At 66.2% G+C, this 17096-nt stretch carries 17 protein-coding genes; 8 read left to right on the forward strand and 9 right to left on the reverse strand.

The window, feature by feature from the left end; translation table 11 throughout:
• From ACSFBF_RS05610 to ACSFBF_RS05625, 4 genes are read left to right on the forward strand one after another with little or no spacing between them, the layout of a single operon-like run.
• The gene (locus tag ACSFBF_RS05610; RefSeq protein WP_435465355.1) at positions 1-1443 is read left to right on the forward strand and encodes a TolC family protein; all 1443 of its coding nucleotides are present in this window, start codon (positions 1-3) and stop codon (positions 1441-1443) included.
• Positions 1443-2429: an HlyD family secretion protein gene (locus tag ACSFBF_RS05615; RefSeq protein WP_435465356.1), complete on the forward strand. Its 987-nt coding sequence runs from the start codon at positions 1443-1445 to the stop codon at positions 2427-2429. Before ACSFBF_RS05610 ends, ACSFBF_RS05615 begins: the two co-directional genes overlap by 1 nt.
• Positions 2430-2436: 7 nt before the next feature.
• Positions 2437-3621 (forward strand): ABC transporter permease, encoded by a 1185-nt coding sequence (locus ACSFBF_RS05620; RefSeq protein WP_435465357.1) that lies wholly within the window; start codon positions 2437-2439, stop codon positions 3619-3621.
• Positions 3621-4757 carry an ABC transporter permease gene (locus ACSFBF_RS05625; protein WP_435465358.1) on the forward strand — a complete coding sequence of 379 codons (1137 nt, stop codon included), beginning with the start codon at positions 3621-3623 and terminating at the stop codon, positions 4755-4757. The genes ACSFBF_RS05620 and ACSFBF_RS05625 overlap by 1 nt, the downstream gene beginning before the upstream one ends.
• On the opposite strand, the gene ACSFBF_RS05630 is transcribed toward ACSFBF_RS05625, so the two are convergent.
• On the reverse strand, positions 4754-5383 hold the full coding sequence (locus ACSFBF_RS05630; RefSeq protein ID WP_435465359.1) for a TetR/AcrR family transcriptional regulator: 630 nt from the start codon (positions 5381-5383) through the stop codon (positions 4754-4756). The genes ACSFBF_RS05625 and ACSFBF_RS05630 overlap by 4 nt on opposite strands.
• Positions 5384-5510: 127 nt before the next feature.
• On the opposite strand from ACSFBF_RS05630, the gene ACSFBF_RS05635 reads away from it, so the two are divergent.
• Entirely contained in the window at positions 5511-6353 is an 843-nt protein-coding gene (locus tag ACSFBF_RS05635; protein ID WP_435465360.1) for a metal-dependent hydrolase, read from the forward strand.
• A gap of 12 nt (positions 6354-6365) precedes the next feature.
• Here ACSFBF_RS05635 and ACSFBF_RS05640 read toward each other — a convergent pair whose 3' ends face one another.
• The 8 genes from ACSFBF_RS05640 to ACSFBF_RS05675 form a co-directional block, all read right to left on the reverse strand.
• Entirely contained in the window at positions 6366-6956 is a 591-nt protein-coding gene (locus ACSFBF_RS05640; protein ID WP_435465361.1) for a hypothetical protein, read from the reverse strand.
• 251 nt (positions 6957-7207) lie between these two features.
• Positions 7208-7438 carry a hypothetical protein gene (locus tag ACSFBF_RS05645; RefSeq protein ID WP_007836713.1) on the reverse strand — a complete coding sequence of 77 codons (231 nt, stop codon included), beginning with the start codon at positions 7436-7438 and terminating at the stop codon, positions 7208-7210.
• A 22-nt stretch (positions 7439-7460) separates the two neighbouring features.
• Entirely contained in the window at positions 7461-7796 is a 336-nt protein-coding gene (locus ACSFBF_RS05650; protein ID WP_435465362.1) for a hypothetical protein, read from the reverse strand.
• 17 nt (positions 7797-7813) lie between these two features.
• Complete coding sequence (locus ACSFBF_RS05655; RefSeq protein ID WP_093054379.1) at positions 7814-8725, reverse strand: DUF6999 family protein; 912 nt, start codon at positions 8723-8725, stop codon at positions 7814-7816.
• Positions 8709-10625: an iron-containing redox enzyme family protein gene (locus tag ACSFBF_RS05660; protein WP_435465363.1), complete on the reverse strand. Its 1917-nt coding sequence runs from the start codon at positions 10623-10625 to the stop codon at positions 8709-8711. Before ACSFBF_RS05660 ends, ACSFBF_RS05655 begins: the two co-directional genes overlap by 17 nt.
• 3 nt (positions 10626-10628) lie before the next feature.
• Positions 10629-11570, reverse strand: a complete 942-nt coding sequence (locus ACSFBF_RS05665; protein ID WP_435465364.1) for a fatty acid desaturase — start codon at positions 11568-11570, stop codon at positions 10629-10631.
• Positions 11551-12324 carry a sterol desaturase family protein gene (locus ACSFBF_RS05670; protein ID WP_435465365.1) on the reverse strand — a complete coding sequence of 258 codons (774 nt, stop codon included), beginning with the start codon at positions 12322-12324 and terminating at the stop codon, positions 11551-11553. Before ACSFBF_RS05670 ends, ACSFBF_RS05665 begins: the two co-directional genes overlap by 20 nt.
• Before the next feature lie 9 nt (positions 12325-12333).
• Positions 12334-13908 (reverse strand): phospholipase D family protein, encoded by a 1575-nt coding sequence (locus ACSFBF_RS05675; RefSeq protein ID WP_435465366.1) that lies wholly within the window; start codon positions 13906-13908, stop codon positions 12334-12336.
• Positions 13909-14050: 142 nt separating this feature from the next.
• Between ACSFBF_RS05675 and ACSFBF_RS05680 the strand changes: the two genes are divergently transcribed.
• The 3 genes from ACSFBF_RS05680 to ACSFBF_RS05690 all read left to right on the forward strand — a co-directional run bounded on the left by ACSFBF_RS05680 (position 14051) and on the right by ACSFBF_RS05690 (position 17067).
• Positions 14051-14605, forward strand: coding sequence for a peroxiredoxin (locus ACSFBF_RS05680; RefSeq protein ID WP_093054369.1), 555 nt, complete (start codon positions 14051-14053; stop codon positions 14603-14605).
• A 79-nt stretch (positions 14606-14684) separates the two neighbouring features.
• Complete coding sequence (locus ACSFBF_RS05685; RefSeq protein ID WP_435465367.1) at positions 14685-16118, forward strand: aldehyde dehydrogenase family protein; 1434 nt, start codon at positions 14685-14687, stop codon at positions 16116-16118.
• A complete protein-coding gene (locus tag ACSFBF_RS05690) occupies positions 16111-17067 on the forward strand; it encodes a restriction endonuclease (protein ID WP_435465368.1) in 957 nt (318 codons plus the stop codon). The genes ACSFBF_RS05685 and ACSFBF_RS05690 overlap by 8 nt, the downstream gene beginning before the upstream one ends.
• Positions 17068-17096: the final 29 nt, after the last annotated feature.

Consider the following 17096-nt stretch of genomic DNA (forward strand, 5'->3'; position numbering starts at 1 on the left):
ATGACACGCTCCCGCCAAGCCCTTTCTCCCTCCCTCTGCCTGCTGCCGGCACTGCTGGTGCTGGGCACTGCGGCCGTCGCGCAAATCCAGGGCCAGGCCCGCAACGACGACACCCTGTCGCTGAGCTTCGAAGCGGCCCGCGCCCGCATGATCGATCGCTCCGACAAGCTGGCTGCGGCCCGCGCGGCCGTCGAGTCGAAGGAACTGCAGGGCCTGGGCCTCAAGGGGCTCGGCGGCCCGACGGTCAGTGTCTCGGGGCTGGCCTATGCCTACAACGCAAACCTGAACCTCGACCTCGATCCGCTCAACCAGAAACTCGGACAGATCGGCTCGGCGCTGCCGTCGTCCATCCAGAGCGTGATCTCGCGCGTGCCGATTCCGCAGTTGCCCAACAGCTACACGCTCAACCGCCACGACACCGGCGCCAACACCTCGATCTCGGCCGTATGGCCGCTCTACGTCGGCGGCGCGACCGATGCGGTGCGCGGCTTCGTGTCGGCGCAGGCGCGCGAAGCGCAGGCCGATGCCGAACAGGCCGGCCACGAGGTCGACACGCTGCTGGTGCAGCGCTACTTCGGCGCTCAGCTCGCGCAGCGCGCGGCTACGCTGCGCCTGCAGGCCGAGCGCACGATCGCGCAACACGATTCGGCGGCGCAGAAGATGCTCGCGGCCGGCGTGATCTCGCGCGTCGAACGGCTGCAAGCCAGCGCCGCGTACGAAGAGGCGCGACGCAATGCGCGCAAGGCCGAGAACGACGCGGCGCTCGCCGCCGTGGCCCTGGCCCGCACGGTGCGCGCCGATGGCAGCGTGACGCCGCAGACCCCTCTCTTTCTCATCAGCACGCCGATCGAGCCACTCGGCTATTTCATCGACTCGGCGCTCACGCGGCACCCGGGCCTGGGCAAGGTCGCGGCCAAGAAGTCGCAGGCCGAGCAGTTGCACGAGGGCGAAGAAGCGCTGCGCCGCCCGCAGGTCATCGCCTTCGGCACACGCGAACTGAAGAGCGGCAACGCCGACTGGGTGGCCGGCCTCGGCGTGCGCTGGACGCTTTACGACTCGGTCGATCGCGACGCCCTGTCGGCCGCGTCGCTCAAGCAGGTCGAGCAGGCCGAGCGCACCGACGCGCAGGCGCGCAGCGACATCTCGCTGCTGGTCGAGCGCAACTGGCGTGCGCTGGAGAACGCGCGCCAGCAGTACCTCGAGATGAAGGCCTCGGTCGAACTTGCGCGAGAAGTCGTGAAGCTGCGCACCTCGGGCTTGCGCGAAGGCACGAGCACCACGCTCGACCTGATCGACGCAGAGACCAACCAGGCCAAGGTGCTGACCGAACGCGCGCAAGCCGCCAACGACTACGTGCAGGCGCTCGCGCAACTGCTCGAAAGCGCGGGCCTTTCCGAAAGGTTTTCTGACTACATCGCCCGTGCCGACGTGAAGGTGAATTGATGATGAGTGCCAAGACCCGAAAACTGATCGCCATACTCGCCGCCCTGCTCGTGCTGGCGGTGCTCGTCTGGGGTTTCTGGCGCGCGTCGCAGCCCGCGCCCGAGGTGTTCCAGGGCCAGATGGAGGCGCGCGAGACCGACGTTGCCGGCAAGGTGACGGCGCGCATCGCCGAAGTGCCGGTGAAGGAAGGCGACCGCATCCAGGCCGGCGCGGTGCTGGTGCGCATGGACAGCCCCGAAGTGCGCGCCAAGCTCGCGCAGGCCACCGCCGCCGAACAGGCCGCGCAGGCCGTCGCCGACAAGGCACAGAACGGCGCGCGCCCGCAGGAGGTCGAGATGGCTCGCATGCAGTGGCAGCGTGCCGAAACCGCAGCCCAGCTGGCGCAGACCTCGTACCGCCGCGTCGACGGACTGGCGCGCGAGGGCCTGGTGGCCGACCAGAAACGCGACGAGGCCGAAGCCAACTGGAAGGCCTCGCGCGACGCCGCCATCGCGGCGAAGGCGCAATACGACATGGCGCGCACCGGTGCCCGCCCCGAGGACAAGGCCGCCGCCAACGCGCAGGCGCGCCAGGTCGCCGGCGTGGTGGCCGAGGCCGAAGCCGCGAAGGCCGAGACCGAGCTGCGCAGCCCCGTCGGGGGCGAAGTGGCCAAAGTGCTGGCCAAGGTCGGCGAACTGTCGCCGCAGGGCGTGGCGGTGGTCACTGTGGTCGACCTGAGCGACCAATGGGTGGTGCTCAATGTGCGCGAAGACCGGCTCGCCCGCTTCGCGCTCGGCAATGAATTCGATGCCCGCCTGCCCGCGCTGCCGGAAGACAGGCGCACGGCCCGCTTCAAGGTGTACTACAGCGCCGTGCTGCCCGACTTCGCGACGTGGCGCGCCACGCGCGGCGGCACCGGCTTCGACGTGCGCACCTTCGAGGTCCGCGCGCGGCCGCTCAAGCCCATCGACGGCGCGCGGCCCGGCATGAGCGTGCTGGTCGACTGAGTTCGCGATGAGCCTGCGCGGCTTTTCCGCAGCCAGCGCACGGCGCGAGTTCGCGCTGCTGCGCACGCGCCCCTGGGACCTGGCGATGGTCTCGTGGGTGCCGCTGCTCGCGGTGTTTCTGATCTGGTGGATCTTCTCGGCCGGCCTGCCCGAGCGATTGCCGATCGGCGTACTCGACCAGGACCACTCGTCGCTCTCGCGCCAGCTGGTGCGCTTTCTGGACGCCACGCCTGGCCTGCGCGTGGTGCAGCGGTACGGCGACGAAGGCGAGATGGCGCGGGCCCTGACCAGCGGCGCGGTCGACGCAGCGGTGCAGTTGCCGCGCGACCTGAGCCGCGACGTCAAGCAGGGGCGCGTCGGGCAAGTTGTGCTGCTGCACAACGCGCAGCTCGGCACGCATTCGAGCCTGATCCAGCGCGACGTGCGCACCGCCGTGGCCACCGTTTCCGGCGGCGTCGAGCTCACGGTGCGCAACAAGCGCGGCGAGTCGATGACGGCGGCGCGGGTGAGCATGGAGCCGATCAAGGCGAGCATGGTGGCGCTGTTCAACACCTCGACCGACTATGAGCAGTTTCTCGGCGCAGCGCTGATCCCGGCGCTGCTGCACATCCTTGCAATGACGGCCGGCGCGTGGGCTGTGGGGCGCGAGCTGCGCGACCGCAGCATCGGCGAATGGCTGGGTGCCGCGCCGCGCTGGCACGAGGCGCTGGCCGCGCTGGCGGGCAAGCTGGTGCTGCCGTTTGCGAGCCTTTCGGCGGTGGCCATCGCGGCGATGCTGTGGATCACCGCGGGTCGCGGGTGGCATCCGGTCGGTTCGCTCGGGTGGACGCTGTTTGCGCTCGTGGTGTTCCTGGCGCTATCGATCGCGCTCGGGGCCTTGGTGGCGGCGCTCACGCGTTCGCTGCGCACCGCGCTGTCGGCCACGGGCTTCATCACTGCACCGGCCTTCGCGTTCGGTGGCGTGGGCTTTCCGCTGGTCGCGATGCCGCTTCTGGCGCAGGTCTGGGCCAACCTGCTGCCCTATACGCACTACATCCGCGTGCAGATGGAGCAGTTGCAGATGGGCGCGCCGGTGGTCTATTCGGTCGCCACGCCGCTGTGGATGATGGTTGGCACGGGCGTGTTGCTTACCGTGTCCGCCGCTGCCCTGGTGCGCGCGGCCGGAGCGCCCGACAGTTGGGGTGGACGCTGATGACTGACGAACAGCTCCACCTCGGCGCCGCATGGCGCGACACCGCGCTCGCCGTGCTCCGCGACAAGGGCGTGCTGCTCATCATGCTGCTCGCGCCCATCATCTACGGCTTCTTCTATCCGTGGCCCTATGGCACGCAGGCCGTGACGCGCGTGCCGGTGGCGGTGGTCGACCAGGATCACAGCTCGCTATCGCGGCAGATCGCGCGCTTCGCGCTGGCCAATCCGCGGCTCGACGTGCGCATGGTCACGGGCGATGTGCGCGAGGCGCAGCAGGCGCTGTGGCGCGGCGACATCGAAGGCTATGCGCTGCTGCCGGCCGACCTCAAGCGCGACGTGCTGCGCGGCACCTCGGCCGTGGTCACCATCGAAGGCAACGGCGCCTATGCGCTACTGAACAAGGCGGTGCTGTATGGCTTCTCGGAAGCCGTGGGCACAGTGTCGGCGGGGGTAGAGATCCGCAAGCTGCAGGCCGGCGGCCAGAGCGCGATCCAGGCGGCGCGCAGCCGCAGTCCGCTCAACACGCAGCTCGTCGCGCTGTTCAACCCGACCGAAGGCTATGGCAGCTACGTGGTGCCGGCGGTGGCTCTGCTGATCCTGCAGCAGACACTGCTGATGGGCGTGGCGATGCTGGCCGGCACCTGGGCCGAGGCGGGGCGGCTGCGGGCCTCGATGGGGGCCTGGCTGGGGCGGCTGGGGGCGCTCTCGGCGTTCGGCTTTCTCAGCGGGCTTTTCTATTTCGGCTGGGTGTTCTTTTTGCAGGACTACCCGCGTGGCGGTAATCCGCTCGGCGCGCTGGTGCTGCTCGCGTTCTACGTGCCCGCGATCTGCACGCTGGGCCTGCTGCTGGGTTGCTGGTTCCGCGACCGCGAGCGGGCCTTGCAGGTGTTGCTGTTCACCGCCCTGCCAATGGCCTTTCTCTCGGGCTTCTCGTGGCCGGTAGAGGCCTTGCCGGGGCCGCTGCAGGCGCTGCGCTGGCTCTTCCCGAGCACGGCAGGTATCCAGGCCTCGCTGCGGCTCAACCAGATGGGCGCGCCGCTGCATGACGTGCTGCCCTACCTCGGCGTGCTGCTGTCGCTGACCCTCGCGGGGCTGCTGGCGCTGTGGCTCGCGGCCACCCCGCCGAAACGCGTCTAGCGCTGGCTCTCGGCCGCCACGGCGCGCACCAGCCGCGTGGCGGGCGCCACCAGCTCGCGCAGATCGCCCGCACGGTCCTGCTCGATGGCCTGCAGCACCAGTTCGTTGATGCCGCCGACCACAGTCATCGCCATCTCGCTCGTCAGGTGCACGGCGGGGCCCTCCGCGCTGTCGCTGCTGTTGATCGCCACCTGGATGAAGTTGGCGATCTCGTCGTTCACCCGGCGCCGCACCACCAGGCCCGGCATGCCGAGCCCCAGGATCTCGACGAAGAGCGTGCGCAGCAGCACAGGGTCTTGCGCGAGGTAATCGAAGTACGCGGTCATGGCCTGCTCGACCTGTGCATGCCAGGGCTGCACCGGATCGAAGGCCTCGCTCACCGCCTGAAGCGCGAGCCGGCTGGCGGTTTCGTAGAGCGCGATCAGGCACTCGGTCTTTGTGCTGAAGTGTTCGTAGAAGGTGCGGCGCGACACGGCGGCCTCGCGCACGATGTCGGCAATGGTTGTCTCGGCGTAGCCCTTGGCTGCCACGGCATGCGCCATGCCTTGCAGCAGGCGCTTGTAGTGCTCGCTCCCGGGGCCCTCGGCGGACTTGGAAGGGGCTGCTTTTTCGATGGTTTCGCTCATGAACGGCACATTTTCCTATGTCTCGGTACTTGACAGTACCAATTCACAATTGCAACATGGCGGCATGCGGTACTGATTTGTACCAATCATCCATCCAAGCAGCCCTGCTTTTCCCGAGGCTCGTTTCATGACCGATCTCGTTGTCCGCCGCCTTCTGATCGACCTGCAACCGCCCTTTGCCCGCAACTGGTGCGGCGGCGATGCATTCTCGACCGCTTTCTTCAACGCCCTGTCGATGAGTTTCCCTTTCGGCGAGCAGTTCTTCATCGACGCCGTGCGCGACGCCGTGGCCACGCTGCCGCTCGAGGTGCAGGAAAAACATAAGGCCGACGTGCGCGGCTTCATCGGGCAGGAAGCCACGCACCGGCGCATTCATTCGCTCTTCAACAACCATCTCGAAAGCCAGGGCCTGGTCGACGGCTGGACGGCGCGCGCCAGCAAGCGCATGGCCCTGATGGAAGAAGCCGACCCGCGCCACGCGCTGGCGGTGACGGCGGCCACCGAGCATTTCACGGCGATGTTCGCCGAATGGCTGCTGGCCCACCCCGAGATCCTCGACGGCGCCGAGCCTCGACTGCGCACCATGTGGCTGTGGCACAGCGCGGAAGAGCTGGAGCATAAGAGCGTGGCCTTCGACATCTACCGGGCCGCGGGCGGCTCCGACGAATGGCGCACACGCTGGTTCCGCCGCGTCACGATGATGTTCCTGGGCGACCTGATGCACCAGACCATCGACAACCTGCGCCACGAAAAGCAGCTGTGGAAATGGTCGACCTGGAAGAGCGCCGCGCGCATCCTGCTGAGCCGCGACGGCCTGCTGCGCGGCAATCTGGCCGGCTGGCGCAGCTACCTGCGCGCGGATTTCCATCCGATGCAGCAGGACAGCAGCCTGTCGGAGCGCTGGCTGGCGGACAACCGCGCGCAGTACACGCCGGTGGGCACTGCGGCTGAAGCGGCCGCTGCCAGCTGACGGGCAAAAAACTCAGTAGAAATTGGCGCGGTGCGGCGCGCCGCTGCCGGCCTGCTGTTGCTGCTCGGGGCGCAGCGCCAGATCGTGCAGGGTGTCGAAGTCGGACGGGGCGTCCGGCACGCGCATCACCACTTCGAGCTCGTGCATCGACGCCACCCAACGGCCTGCGGGCGATTCGGCCGGCTCGTCATTGGCGAACACGCCGTCGCGGATGTAAAGGGTCTCGCCCTCCGGGCGCTCGGCATGCAGTTCGATCAGGCGCGCGATCGAGAAGTTGTACGTCACGAGCTTCTCGCGCGTCTTGCGGTCCTTGCCACCGCAGTTGAACGAGCCTTCGGCGGCGATGACGATGCAGGAGCCGTCCACGCCCCCGTCCATCTCGATCTCGTTGCCCGAGCGCCAGATGGCGTTGGGCAGGCGCACGCGCACCTTGTCGATCACGAGGTCGCGCTGCTTGTTGAGGCTGCCCAGGGGTGGCACCAGCGAACGCAACTGCCGCAGGCGCTCGGCGAAGTTGTCATCCATCAGGAATTCGACATGGTGCGTGGCGCTGCCGGACGAGCGCTTGACCACCTGCATGACCACGTGGCGCGACTTAGCCATGGCGGGGCCCCTTCGCAAGCGTTGAATTCCATGTCCCGCGAGGGGCGTCGACGGTGTGGCTGCAATTCATTGGAAATCGGCTACTAGTAGAACTTTAGATTACATGCAATTACATGCATCATTTGTGTCCAACTGTATAGCGATTGCCGCCGATGTGGAAGGCCATTCCGTGACTTATGCACGAGGAAATGTCTCCAAAATGCCTCCCCAATGTGCTAGCAGGCGAACTGCCAGCAACCGGGGTCAATCCCCTATTCGAGCGATTCGTCGAGCGCCTTGCAGGAAGGCGCACACACGGTCTGGGACTTGCCCAGCACCTGGCGGGTACGCAGTTGCGAGCGCACGCGGTGCTTGCCGCACATGAAGCACGACATGGTCGCGCCGCTGAACGACGCCGAGGCGCGGAACGGCGAACCCGGCGTCTTGGACTTGTAACGCAGCCCATCCGCCACCACTGCCGTCTTCACTTCACCCTTCGCCATGCGTCTTGTCCTTGCTGTTCAGTTATGCACGACGCATTGCGCGTGCAATGGCTTCCCGTGCGCTGATTTCAGCGGCCAGGGAAGCGTCCAACGCCGAGCGGCAAAGCCCGGCGTGCTTGTAATTGAGGTTCTCGTACACCTCGGCCGCGGCCGGATAGGCATCGAGCAGGCGGCCTAGCTCGGCGCCCTGCTCGACGTCCTCGAACTCGTGCACGAGGTGCTCGACCACGGAGCGGTACTGCTCTGCGCCAACGGGCACAGGGCTGTGCTCAAGCTTTTCCAGCAGTTGCGCCAGCACGTGGGTCACTGCCAGATCGGTCTTGGGAGACGGATTATCGGTCGTGTTCATGGTTTCCATCTGGGGGCAGCATACGCCTATGCAAGTGGCTGCTCGTATAGGGATGTCTCCGGCTCCCCCGCCTTTTGCGCCGCCTGCATCCGCTGGAGCAGGCTGTGCAGCATCTCGGTCGAGAGCCCGTGGATCACCAGCCGGTGCCCCGCCCGCAGGGTCGACAGGGGCACCAGCGGGTGCTTGTTGTTGACCAGGATCAGGTGCTCGGGCGCATTCAGGAGCGTGGCCGTGTAGATGCCGATGGTTTCGTCCAGCTGCAGGGAGTTGGCCGCGCGCCAGAAATCGTTGTCCGTGAGCATCAACTGGTAGAGCGGCGTGAACAGCTCGATGGCGCTCTGCAGGTCAAGAAAATTGAGCTTGCCCTGAGGCATGTCTTCCAGCCGCAGCCCCGGCTCCCTGATCATCGAAAAATCGACCTTCTCCGCCTTGCACAGCGCCACGCCCTTGTCGCGCAGCGCCTTGTTCAGCCGGATCACGAAGTTGAAGAGGTTCAGGTCGTGCTTCAGGAACATCTCGTCCTTCAGCGCGTCGATGTCGGCCGGCTCCAGCGGGTTGGTGGCCACCGGGGCCGGCGAATTCCGCCCGATGAAAGCCAGCACCTGCGATCCCAGGTGAAAGTGCCGCAGGATCAGCCAGTTGGCCTCTGGCGACACGAAGCGCTTCAACCCCCAGGCCAGAAACCGGTGCAGCAGCATCGAATGCGACCAGTTGCGCGGCACGAACACCTTCACGATCTGGATCAAGATGATCGTCAGCCGCGCGATCGGCCGCAGGAACGGCAGCAGATACTGCCGCGAGCCCGAACTCGAATCGGCCAGCCACGCCGCCTTGACGTTGTCGGGCAGCGGCGTGCTCTGGTCGAGGTACAGCGCGAGCCAGGGGCTGGGGTCGCGCTCGTCGTGCGCCTGCGTCAAAAAATCAGGTGTTCGATCCATGGGGCATACGCTCCGTGATGTGCTGGAACTGCATCAGGTACAGGGCCGCCGTGTGGCGCGCGGTGTCTGTGATCTGGCGAGCGGCGTGCGCCTGCCCTTCCACGGCCATCACCATCTCGACCGCCGTGAGCCAGCGGCTCAGGTGGTGCTCGTCGTTGTGGCCGTGGTATTCGAGAAAGCGGAAGGCATCGGGCGGCAGCTTCAGACTGGCCTTCAGCAGCGGCAGCAACGCCGGCACGATGCGCTGACCCGTGCCCTCGATGATGTAGATCGCGCCCAGCAGGCCAATCGGGTCGCGCGTGGCGGCCAGTCCGTGCAGATAGGCGTTGAGCGCCTCGCCGCCGGGGTTGCGGCGCAGGTCTTCGATGCGCTCGACTGTGCCGCCCGCCTTGCGGTAATCGCTGAAGAGGATGTTGAAGTCGTTCTGCTCCTCGCCCGCGTGCACGCCGATCAGCGAGGCCAGCACCTGGTACGGCTCGCTCAGCGAGGCGGCGCCTTCGCGCATCCAGAGGCTGCCCTCGCGCACCTGCGGCACCCATTGCTCCATCCAGTTCAGGTAGTCGGGCACGGCGAAACGGCGCTCGCGGATCTGGCGGATCAACAGCGTGCGCCAGACGCGCGAGCGGTAGTCGTGCCAGATGGCGGCCAGCTCGGTGAGCAAGGCGCCGAGGCCTTCGGGCGCGGCGGCCGGGTCGTGCGGAGGCGCAATGACGAGGTCGTCATCAGGCACCGCTGCCGCGCGGGGCGCCACGACCACCGGCGCGGCATCGACCGCTTCCACTTCGAGCAGCATGTACGCAGCCATGAAGCGCCCCGACTCCGGCACGTAGCAGAAGATCTGCTCGCCCGGCTTCAACGTCTTGGTGTGCAGGAACTCGGCCAGCATCACGAGGATCGACGCCGCCCCGGTGTTGCCGCGCCACGCGAGGTTGCTCCACCAGCGCTCACGGGGAATCGAGAGATCCGCCTTCGCCATCAGGTCCTCGACCACCGGGATGAATTTCTCCGACGAGTAGTGGCACAGGAAGTGATCGACCCGCTTCGGATCGACCCAGCCGTCACGCACCAGCCCCGCGTATTCGTGGATGCCAATGTCGAACAGGTGCGGCAGCAGGCGGATGTCCTGCCGCAGTGACAAGGCACCCGCCGCTTCGGCCTCGGCCCAGGAGCCGAAGTCGAGATGGCCGCGCGCGCGGTCTTCGGTCAGGCCCAGCTGCATGCAAACCGGGTAGTCGCCCGAGAAAGCGCGTTGATGCACCCACTTCAGCTTCAGGCGCAACCCAGGCGCGCCGGCCAGTGCGGGCGTGCCGTCGGACAGCAGCAAAGCGCCCGCACCATCCGACAGCATCCAGCGCAGGAAGTGCGAATCGAAGTCGGTTTCATAGCCGCGCGCCGCGAAGCGCGAGCGCTTGAAGAGCCGCGATGGCATCTCGCTCGCCACCGCCATCGCCGAGCGGTGCGCACCCAGTTCGATGCCCTGCGCGGCCGTCTGGATCGCCGACACGCCCGCCGCGCAGATGCCGTGCACCGAATGAGTCTCCATCGGCTGCGCGGCAAGCTCGCCCTGGATCATGTTGGCGAAACCCGGCATCAGCGTGTCTCCGCCCGACGAGCCGCTGGCCAGCAGCGACACGCGCGACAGCTCCGCCCCGCCCCGCCGCAGGCAATCGCGAATCGCGCCGGCCGCCAGTTGCGCGTTGGTGTGCTGCGTCACGCCTTCCGCGTCAATGGCGTAATGCCGCGTGAGGATGCCGTTCTCCGCCAGGATGCGCCGCTTGATGCGCTCCGACATGCGGTTGAGCGGCGCGATGTACGCGTCCATGCGGTCGTTGGGAATGGGCTCGCCCGGCATGAAGTAGCCGGCGCTTTCGAGATACACGCGTTGGAATGAGACAGGCATGGTTCAGGTGATGGATGAATCGGGAGGCATCAGCGAGCGGCTGCGAAAACGCGGCCACACGGTCCCCAGCACGAACACGCGCACCATGTACGGCACCAGCCCGCCCTCGTTGAGCACAGGATCCACCCGCGCGCGGTAACGCGTGCGATGCAGATGGGTGAGCTCGGACCAATGGGCATGCGGGTTCTCGTGGTGTGCGGTGTGCAGGCCGATGTTGAACAGCAAGGGGTTCACCAGCCCTTCGAAATTGCGGGCGTAGTTCAGCTGGCTACCGGGGGTATCGCCCGGCGCCTCCTTGCGCACAGGTTTTCGGCCGTCGGCATGCGCGTGCTGCAGGTAGTTGGTCGCCAGCAGCCAGTGCAGGCCGTGCAGCTGCGGCACGATCACGAAGACCAGCGCCTTGCGCCAATCGAGCGCCAGCAGCACCGCCCAGCTCACCAGCCACAGCACGTACTGCGCCATGCAGTAGCGCCAGGCGCCGCGCCGGTGCTGCCGCAGCCGCGCGAGCCACGCGAAGAACACCGGCATCAGCACCCACACGGCCTGAAACGGATGCAGCAGATAGCCCCGCAGATGGTTGGTGTCGCCGCCGAAGCGATAGGTGCGCGCCACATCCTTCGGCCCATGCCGGTGCCGATGGTGGTTGGCCACGTGCGCGGGCCAGAACACGAAGGTCGGGTGCCCCTGCAGCAGCGTGATCCAGAAATCCGTCAGCCGGTTCATGCGCCGCCCGCGCCACATGCGCAGGTGCACGTGGTTGTGATGAATCACGCCGACGCCGAGCGTCAGGAACAGCATCAGCCCATACAGCAGCACGTTGAAACCATGGAGCCATTGCCACGCCGCCAGCGCAGGCAAGGCTGCGAGGTAGGCCAGGCTCTGCCAGTCGCGCCAGTGGCGCAGCCCCGGCAGGCGACGGCTCGCGTCAGGCCGTGGTCGCGCCATGCTTCTTTCGGAAAGCCTGAAGCACCGGCTCGGCTGCATCGGCCGCGATGCGCGTCCTGAAGAGCCGGTCCATGAACGTGAACTGGAAGCCGTAGTTGCCGTTGTGCACGGCATGGTGCAGATGGTGCCGGCGGCTCGCCGCGAACCAGTGGCTGTACGACACGCCCGTGAAGAAGTCGTAGTTCGAATGCCCGATGCAGTTGAAGAACAGACTGAACACCGGCACCGCCGCCAGCGACCAGAAGCTGAAGTCGTGCACCACCATCGGCAGCAGGATCACGTTGCCGAGCATCAGCGCCTCGACGGGATGAAAGCTGTAGGTCGCCCACGGCGTGGTCACGAACGAGCGGTGGTGCGGCCCGTGAAAGCGCCGCAGCCAGCGCGTATGCAGCAGCCGGTGGTTGATCCAGAAATGCACGTCGTTCCAGAACGCGAGCACGAAGATCTCGACCGCGATCTGCCGCCACCCCGCATCGCCGTCGAGCCGCGCCCAGCCCAGCTGCAGCAGCTCCCACGGAAACACCATGCCCAGCCCGAAGATCAGCACCGACACACCCGACTGCCCCAGTTCGCGCCGCAGCTGTGCCGGCTGCAGCGGCCGCGGATCGAGTTCGCGCCCGATGCCCAGCACCGGCAGCACGCGCTTCGTCAACAGCCACGTGATGCCGCCGAAACCGAGATAGATGCCGCCGAAAAAAAGCACGCCCCACAGCATGACCTGCAGGGCGGACAACGAGGTGAAGGTCTGCGCCATTCCCCGAGGCTACAACAGCATCTCGGGAACGATCGGCGCTATGAGCATGTTGTAGAAGCGCTGGAAGAAGCTCGACTCCGGCTCCGAAGTCAGGATCACTTCTTTCTCGCCGTCGTTCGTCAGCCATTCCAGCGTGCCGGTGCCCTTGGCCAGCCGCAGCCGATAGGAGTTCTGCAGCTTGCTGATGTTGATGACGCGCATCATCTCGCGCGCCAGTTGAGGGCTGTCGACCACCAGCCCCATCTCGGTGTTCTGGCTGGCCGAGCGCGGATCGAGGTTCATCGAGCCGATGAAGATGCGCGTCCTGTCGATGGCCGCGGTTTTGGCGTGCAACCGCCCGAGCGACTTGCCGAACATGCCGAAGCGCTCGCCCGCGCTGGTGCGCTGCGGGCTCAGCTCATACAGGTCGGCCCCGCCTTGCAGCAGTCGCTCGCGGTAGCGCGCATAGCCGGTGTGCACCAGCGGCTCGTCGTTGGCGGCCAGTGAATTGGTCAGCAGCGTGAGCTTGACCTTGCGCCGGGTCAGGTCCTCGAAGGCCTCCATGCCGCGCTCGCCCGGCACCAGGTACGGCGAGGTCATGTCGACCTCGGTCTTGGCGTCGAGCAGCAGCGCCCAGACCTTCATCGTCACGCTGGTGGAGATGGCCTCGTCGGCGGTCATGGTCGCGGGCTTGGTGGGCGGGTCGGCGATGGCACGGGCCTCGCCCCACAGCAGGCCCATGCGGCCGCCGTCGAGCTCTTCGGCGATGGGGCCATAGCCGAGGATGTCTGACGGCGGCAGCACGATCTTCGGCGGCGGCGCGGCCATGCCCACCCAGCTGTCGAAGTCGGCGCTGGTCGGCTTGCGGCCGCCCTCGCCCGTCACGATGTCGGCAATGGGCCAGACCTGTTCGCTGTTCCAGTAGGCGTCGAAGATCGATTCGAGTTGCGGCACCACCTTGCCGACCACCAGCGCGTCCATGTCGATGAAGTTCTGCGCCTCGCTCAGCACGAAATACTCGTCGGCGATGTTGCGCCCGCCCACCACCGCCATCACGCCGTCGGCAATGAAGAGCTTGTTGTGCATGCGGTGGTTGAGCCGCGGAATTTCCCATGGCGACGCCAGGAAGCGCGACAGCAAGCCGTTGCGCCCGCAGCAGAACGGATTGAACAGGCGCACGTCGACGTTGGGCGTCTCGGACAACGCCAGCAGCAATTGCTGGCTGTTGACGGTGTACAGATCGTCCACCAGCACCCGCACCTTCACGCCTCGGCCCGCGGCCTCGCGCAGTGTGCGCAGCAGCAGGCGGCCAACGGCGTCGTTCTCGAGCTGGTAGTACTGCACCACCAGCGAGCGCTGGGCCCGCTGGGCAAGCTGGATGCGCGCGTCCAGCGAGTACACGCCCAGCGGCATCAGCCGGAAGCCCGAGTGCTCGTCGGGCGGCGTGGAGACGGCGACGATCTTCGCCAGCGTGGTCGAGGGGTCGGCCGAGGTGGCGAACTCGGCGGGCCGCTCCCGCGCCGGCGGCAGCGAGCCGCAGGCGCCGAGCGCCACTATCAGGACGCCCGCGAGCGCGATGCGCAGAAACGAGAGCCAGGTGTTCATGATGGTTCGCCCATTGCTTGGTGCTTCCCGCCGCTTTTTCAGTTGTTGTGTTCAATACGCCGGCCAGCCCGCGCCGGTTTCAGAGGCCCATTCCGGAGATGCTCAAGCCTAGAATTCGCTCCACATCGCTCGGAGTTACATCATGGCTCGTTCGCACCTCCATCGCATCGCATGGATGACGATTTTTGCAGCCCTTGCGCACCCCGCCTGGGCCGCCCTGGACATCGGCGACCCCGTGCCCAAGTTCACCGCCAACGCCGCCCTGGGTGGCAAGACCTTCCGCTACTCGCTGGCCGACGCGCTCGCCAAGGGACCGGTGGTGTTGTACTTCTTTCCTGCGGCAGATTCCAACGACTGCTCGATCGAGGCCCACGCCTTCGCCGAAGCCGTCGACCAGTTCGCCGCTCTGGGCGCCACCGTGATCGGCGTCTCTGCGGACGACATAGGTACCCTGTCGAAGTTCTCGGTCAAGTCCTGCCAGAGCCGCTTTCCGGTGGCGTCGGACGAGAACAAGACCGTGATCCAGGGTTTCGACGCGCTGATGCAGACGCGGCCGGACTTCGCCAACCGCCTGTCGTACGTGATCTCGCCGGACGGCAAGGTCGCCTACTACTACCAGAACCTGAATCCGGACAAGCACGTGGAGCGCATGCTGAATGCGGTGAAGGCGCTGCCGAAGGCCACGGCCGCAAAGTAAGACAAGACCCAGACACGGGCAGAGGGGCAGTGGGCCGCACGGCCACGACTTTCGAATGCTTCGCGCAAAATCCAGCCCCATGCAGCTCAACTACATCGCCAACGCGGACGTCCCGTCCTCCTCCGGCCGCACCCTGCCGGTCATCGATCCTTCCGACGGCCAGGCCTTCGACGAAATCCAGCGCAGCAATGCCGCCGACATCGACTCCGCCGTGCGCGCCGCGCGCGATTGCTTCGAGGGTGTCTGGCACAAGGTCAGCGCCGCTGACCGCAGCCGCCTGCTCTACAAACTCTCGCAAAAGATCGCCGAGCACGTCGACGAACTGGCGCTCATCGAACAGCGCGACTGCGGCAAGCCCGTCAAGCAGGCCCGCGCCGACGCGGTGGCGCTGGTGCGCTACTTCGAGTTCTACGCCGGCGCCTGCGACAAGCTGCACGGCGAGACCATTCCCTATCAGGACGGCTACAGCGTCTTCACCTGGCGCGAGCCGCACGGCGTTACCGGCCACATCATTCCGTGGAACTACCCGATGCAGATCTTCGGGCGCAGCGTGGGCGGCGCCCTGGCGGCGGGCAACGTGTGCGTGGTGAAGCCGGCGGAAGACGCCTGCCTTTCGCTGATCCGCGTGGCGCAACTGGCGGCCGAAGTCGGTTTTCCGGCCGGGGCGCTCAACATCGTGACGGGCTACGGCCATGAAGTGGGCGATGCGCTCGCGCGGCACGAAGGCATTGACCACATCAGCTTCACCGGCAGCCCGAAGATCGGCACGCTGATCCAGCAGGTAGCGGCCGAACGGCATTGCCCGGTCACGCTGGAGCTGGGCGGCAAGAGCCCGCAGATCATCTTTGCGGACGCCGACCTCGACGCGGCCATTCCCGTTGTCATCAACGCGATCGTGCAGAACGCCGGCCAGACCTGCTCGGCCGGCTCGCGGGTGCTGATCCAGCGCGGCATCTACGAGCCGCTGCTCGAACGCCTGGGCCATGCCTTCGAGGCCCTGCGCGTCGGCCCCGCGGCCATGGACCTCGATGTGGGCCCGCTGATTCGCCAGACGCAGCAGCAGCGCGTGTGGGACTTTTTGAGCGACGCACAGCATGCCGGCATCCCGATGGTGGCGCAGGGCATCGTGGTCGAGGAAGCGCCCGAGACCGGCTTCTACCAGGCGCCCACCCTGCTGCGCGACGTGCCGGTCGGGCATCGCCTGGCACAGGAAGAAGTGTTCGGCCCGGTGCTGGCCGCGATGTCCTTCACCGACGAAGACGAAGCGGTCGCGCTCGCCAATGCCACGCAGTTCGGCCTGGTGGCGGGCGTGTGGACCGCCGACGGCTCGCGCCAGTTCCGCATGGCCAAGCGCGTGCGCAGCGGCCAGGTGTTCATCAACAACTACGGTGCTGGCGGCGGTGTCGAGCTGCCCTTCGGTGGCGTGAAGTCCTCGGGCTACGGTCGTGAAAAAGGCTTCGAGGCGCTGTACGGCTTCACCACCCTGAAGACCGTCGCCATTCGTCATGGCTGACACCGACCAACGGGAAACACGGACAGATCCACGACCCGTTATCGATCACACAAAACTCAGTCTTGATGAATGGCTAAAGATCGTGCTGACGCCCGAAGAGGACCGCACGATCCGAACCCAGGTCTGTTGCTTTCCGACGGACGAGTTGCTACGAGAATTCTTGCTAAACGTTGACGTCGTGTCGGAGGTCGAATGCCGGCATTTGCTCCGCTCGTTGCTCCTCGGCTCCGGAACATACGGCTTCGACTATCGGAATTTCAAGTTCCTGCTTGCAGAAGGCGGCGCTTCGCTGCTTGGTGAATCCGAATACCTTCGGCGCCTGATTACGGGCAAGAGTGCTTGGGAAGGTATTCACTGGATTCTGGACCTTTTGCCCCATAGCCCGAAGAAGGCGATCGAGGTCATCGACATATTCGCCATCAGGTTCTGCCAAGAGCTTTCTGATGGCTTCCTCAATGGCCTGGATGATGCCACCGCGATCATCAAGGCCAAGTACATCAGGCGTGATCACCACCCTAGCGTGCTGCTCGATCTGACCCCTAGAGAGTTTGAATTTCTCGCATACGAACTCTTCAAGGAGATGGGTTATGAAGTCATTCACACCGGCAGGTCCGGAGACGGAGGCATCGACGTCCGTGCTTCCAAACGTCAAGCAGGCCAGCGTGAAGAGGTCCTCATACAGTGCAAGCTAGTGAAGGGCCGTATAGGGGTTGCGCCATTGCGCGAGCTGTTTGGCGTTGTAGAAACTCATCGCGCCAGCCGATGCGTGCTCATGACCAACGCTGAATTCACCCAGGCAGCACTGCGCGAGACAGATATGCGAGGCCATCGCGTTGAGTTGCTTGGGTTCACCGCGTTGGATGGCTTACTCAATGAGCACTTCGGCTCTCGGTGGCCAGCACGACTCCCAGCACTGGTTTGGCGGGCCAACAAGCGCCGCCCCCACTGACAGCGCCAGTACAGGCTGGAATTCAAGCC

The sequence above is a fragment of the Variovorax nivicola genome (assembly GCF_051216475.1).
Classification (GTDB): Bacteria; Pseudomonadota; Gammaproteobacteria; order Burkholderiales; family Burkholderiaceae_C; genus Variovorax.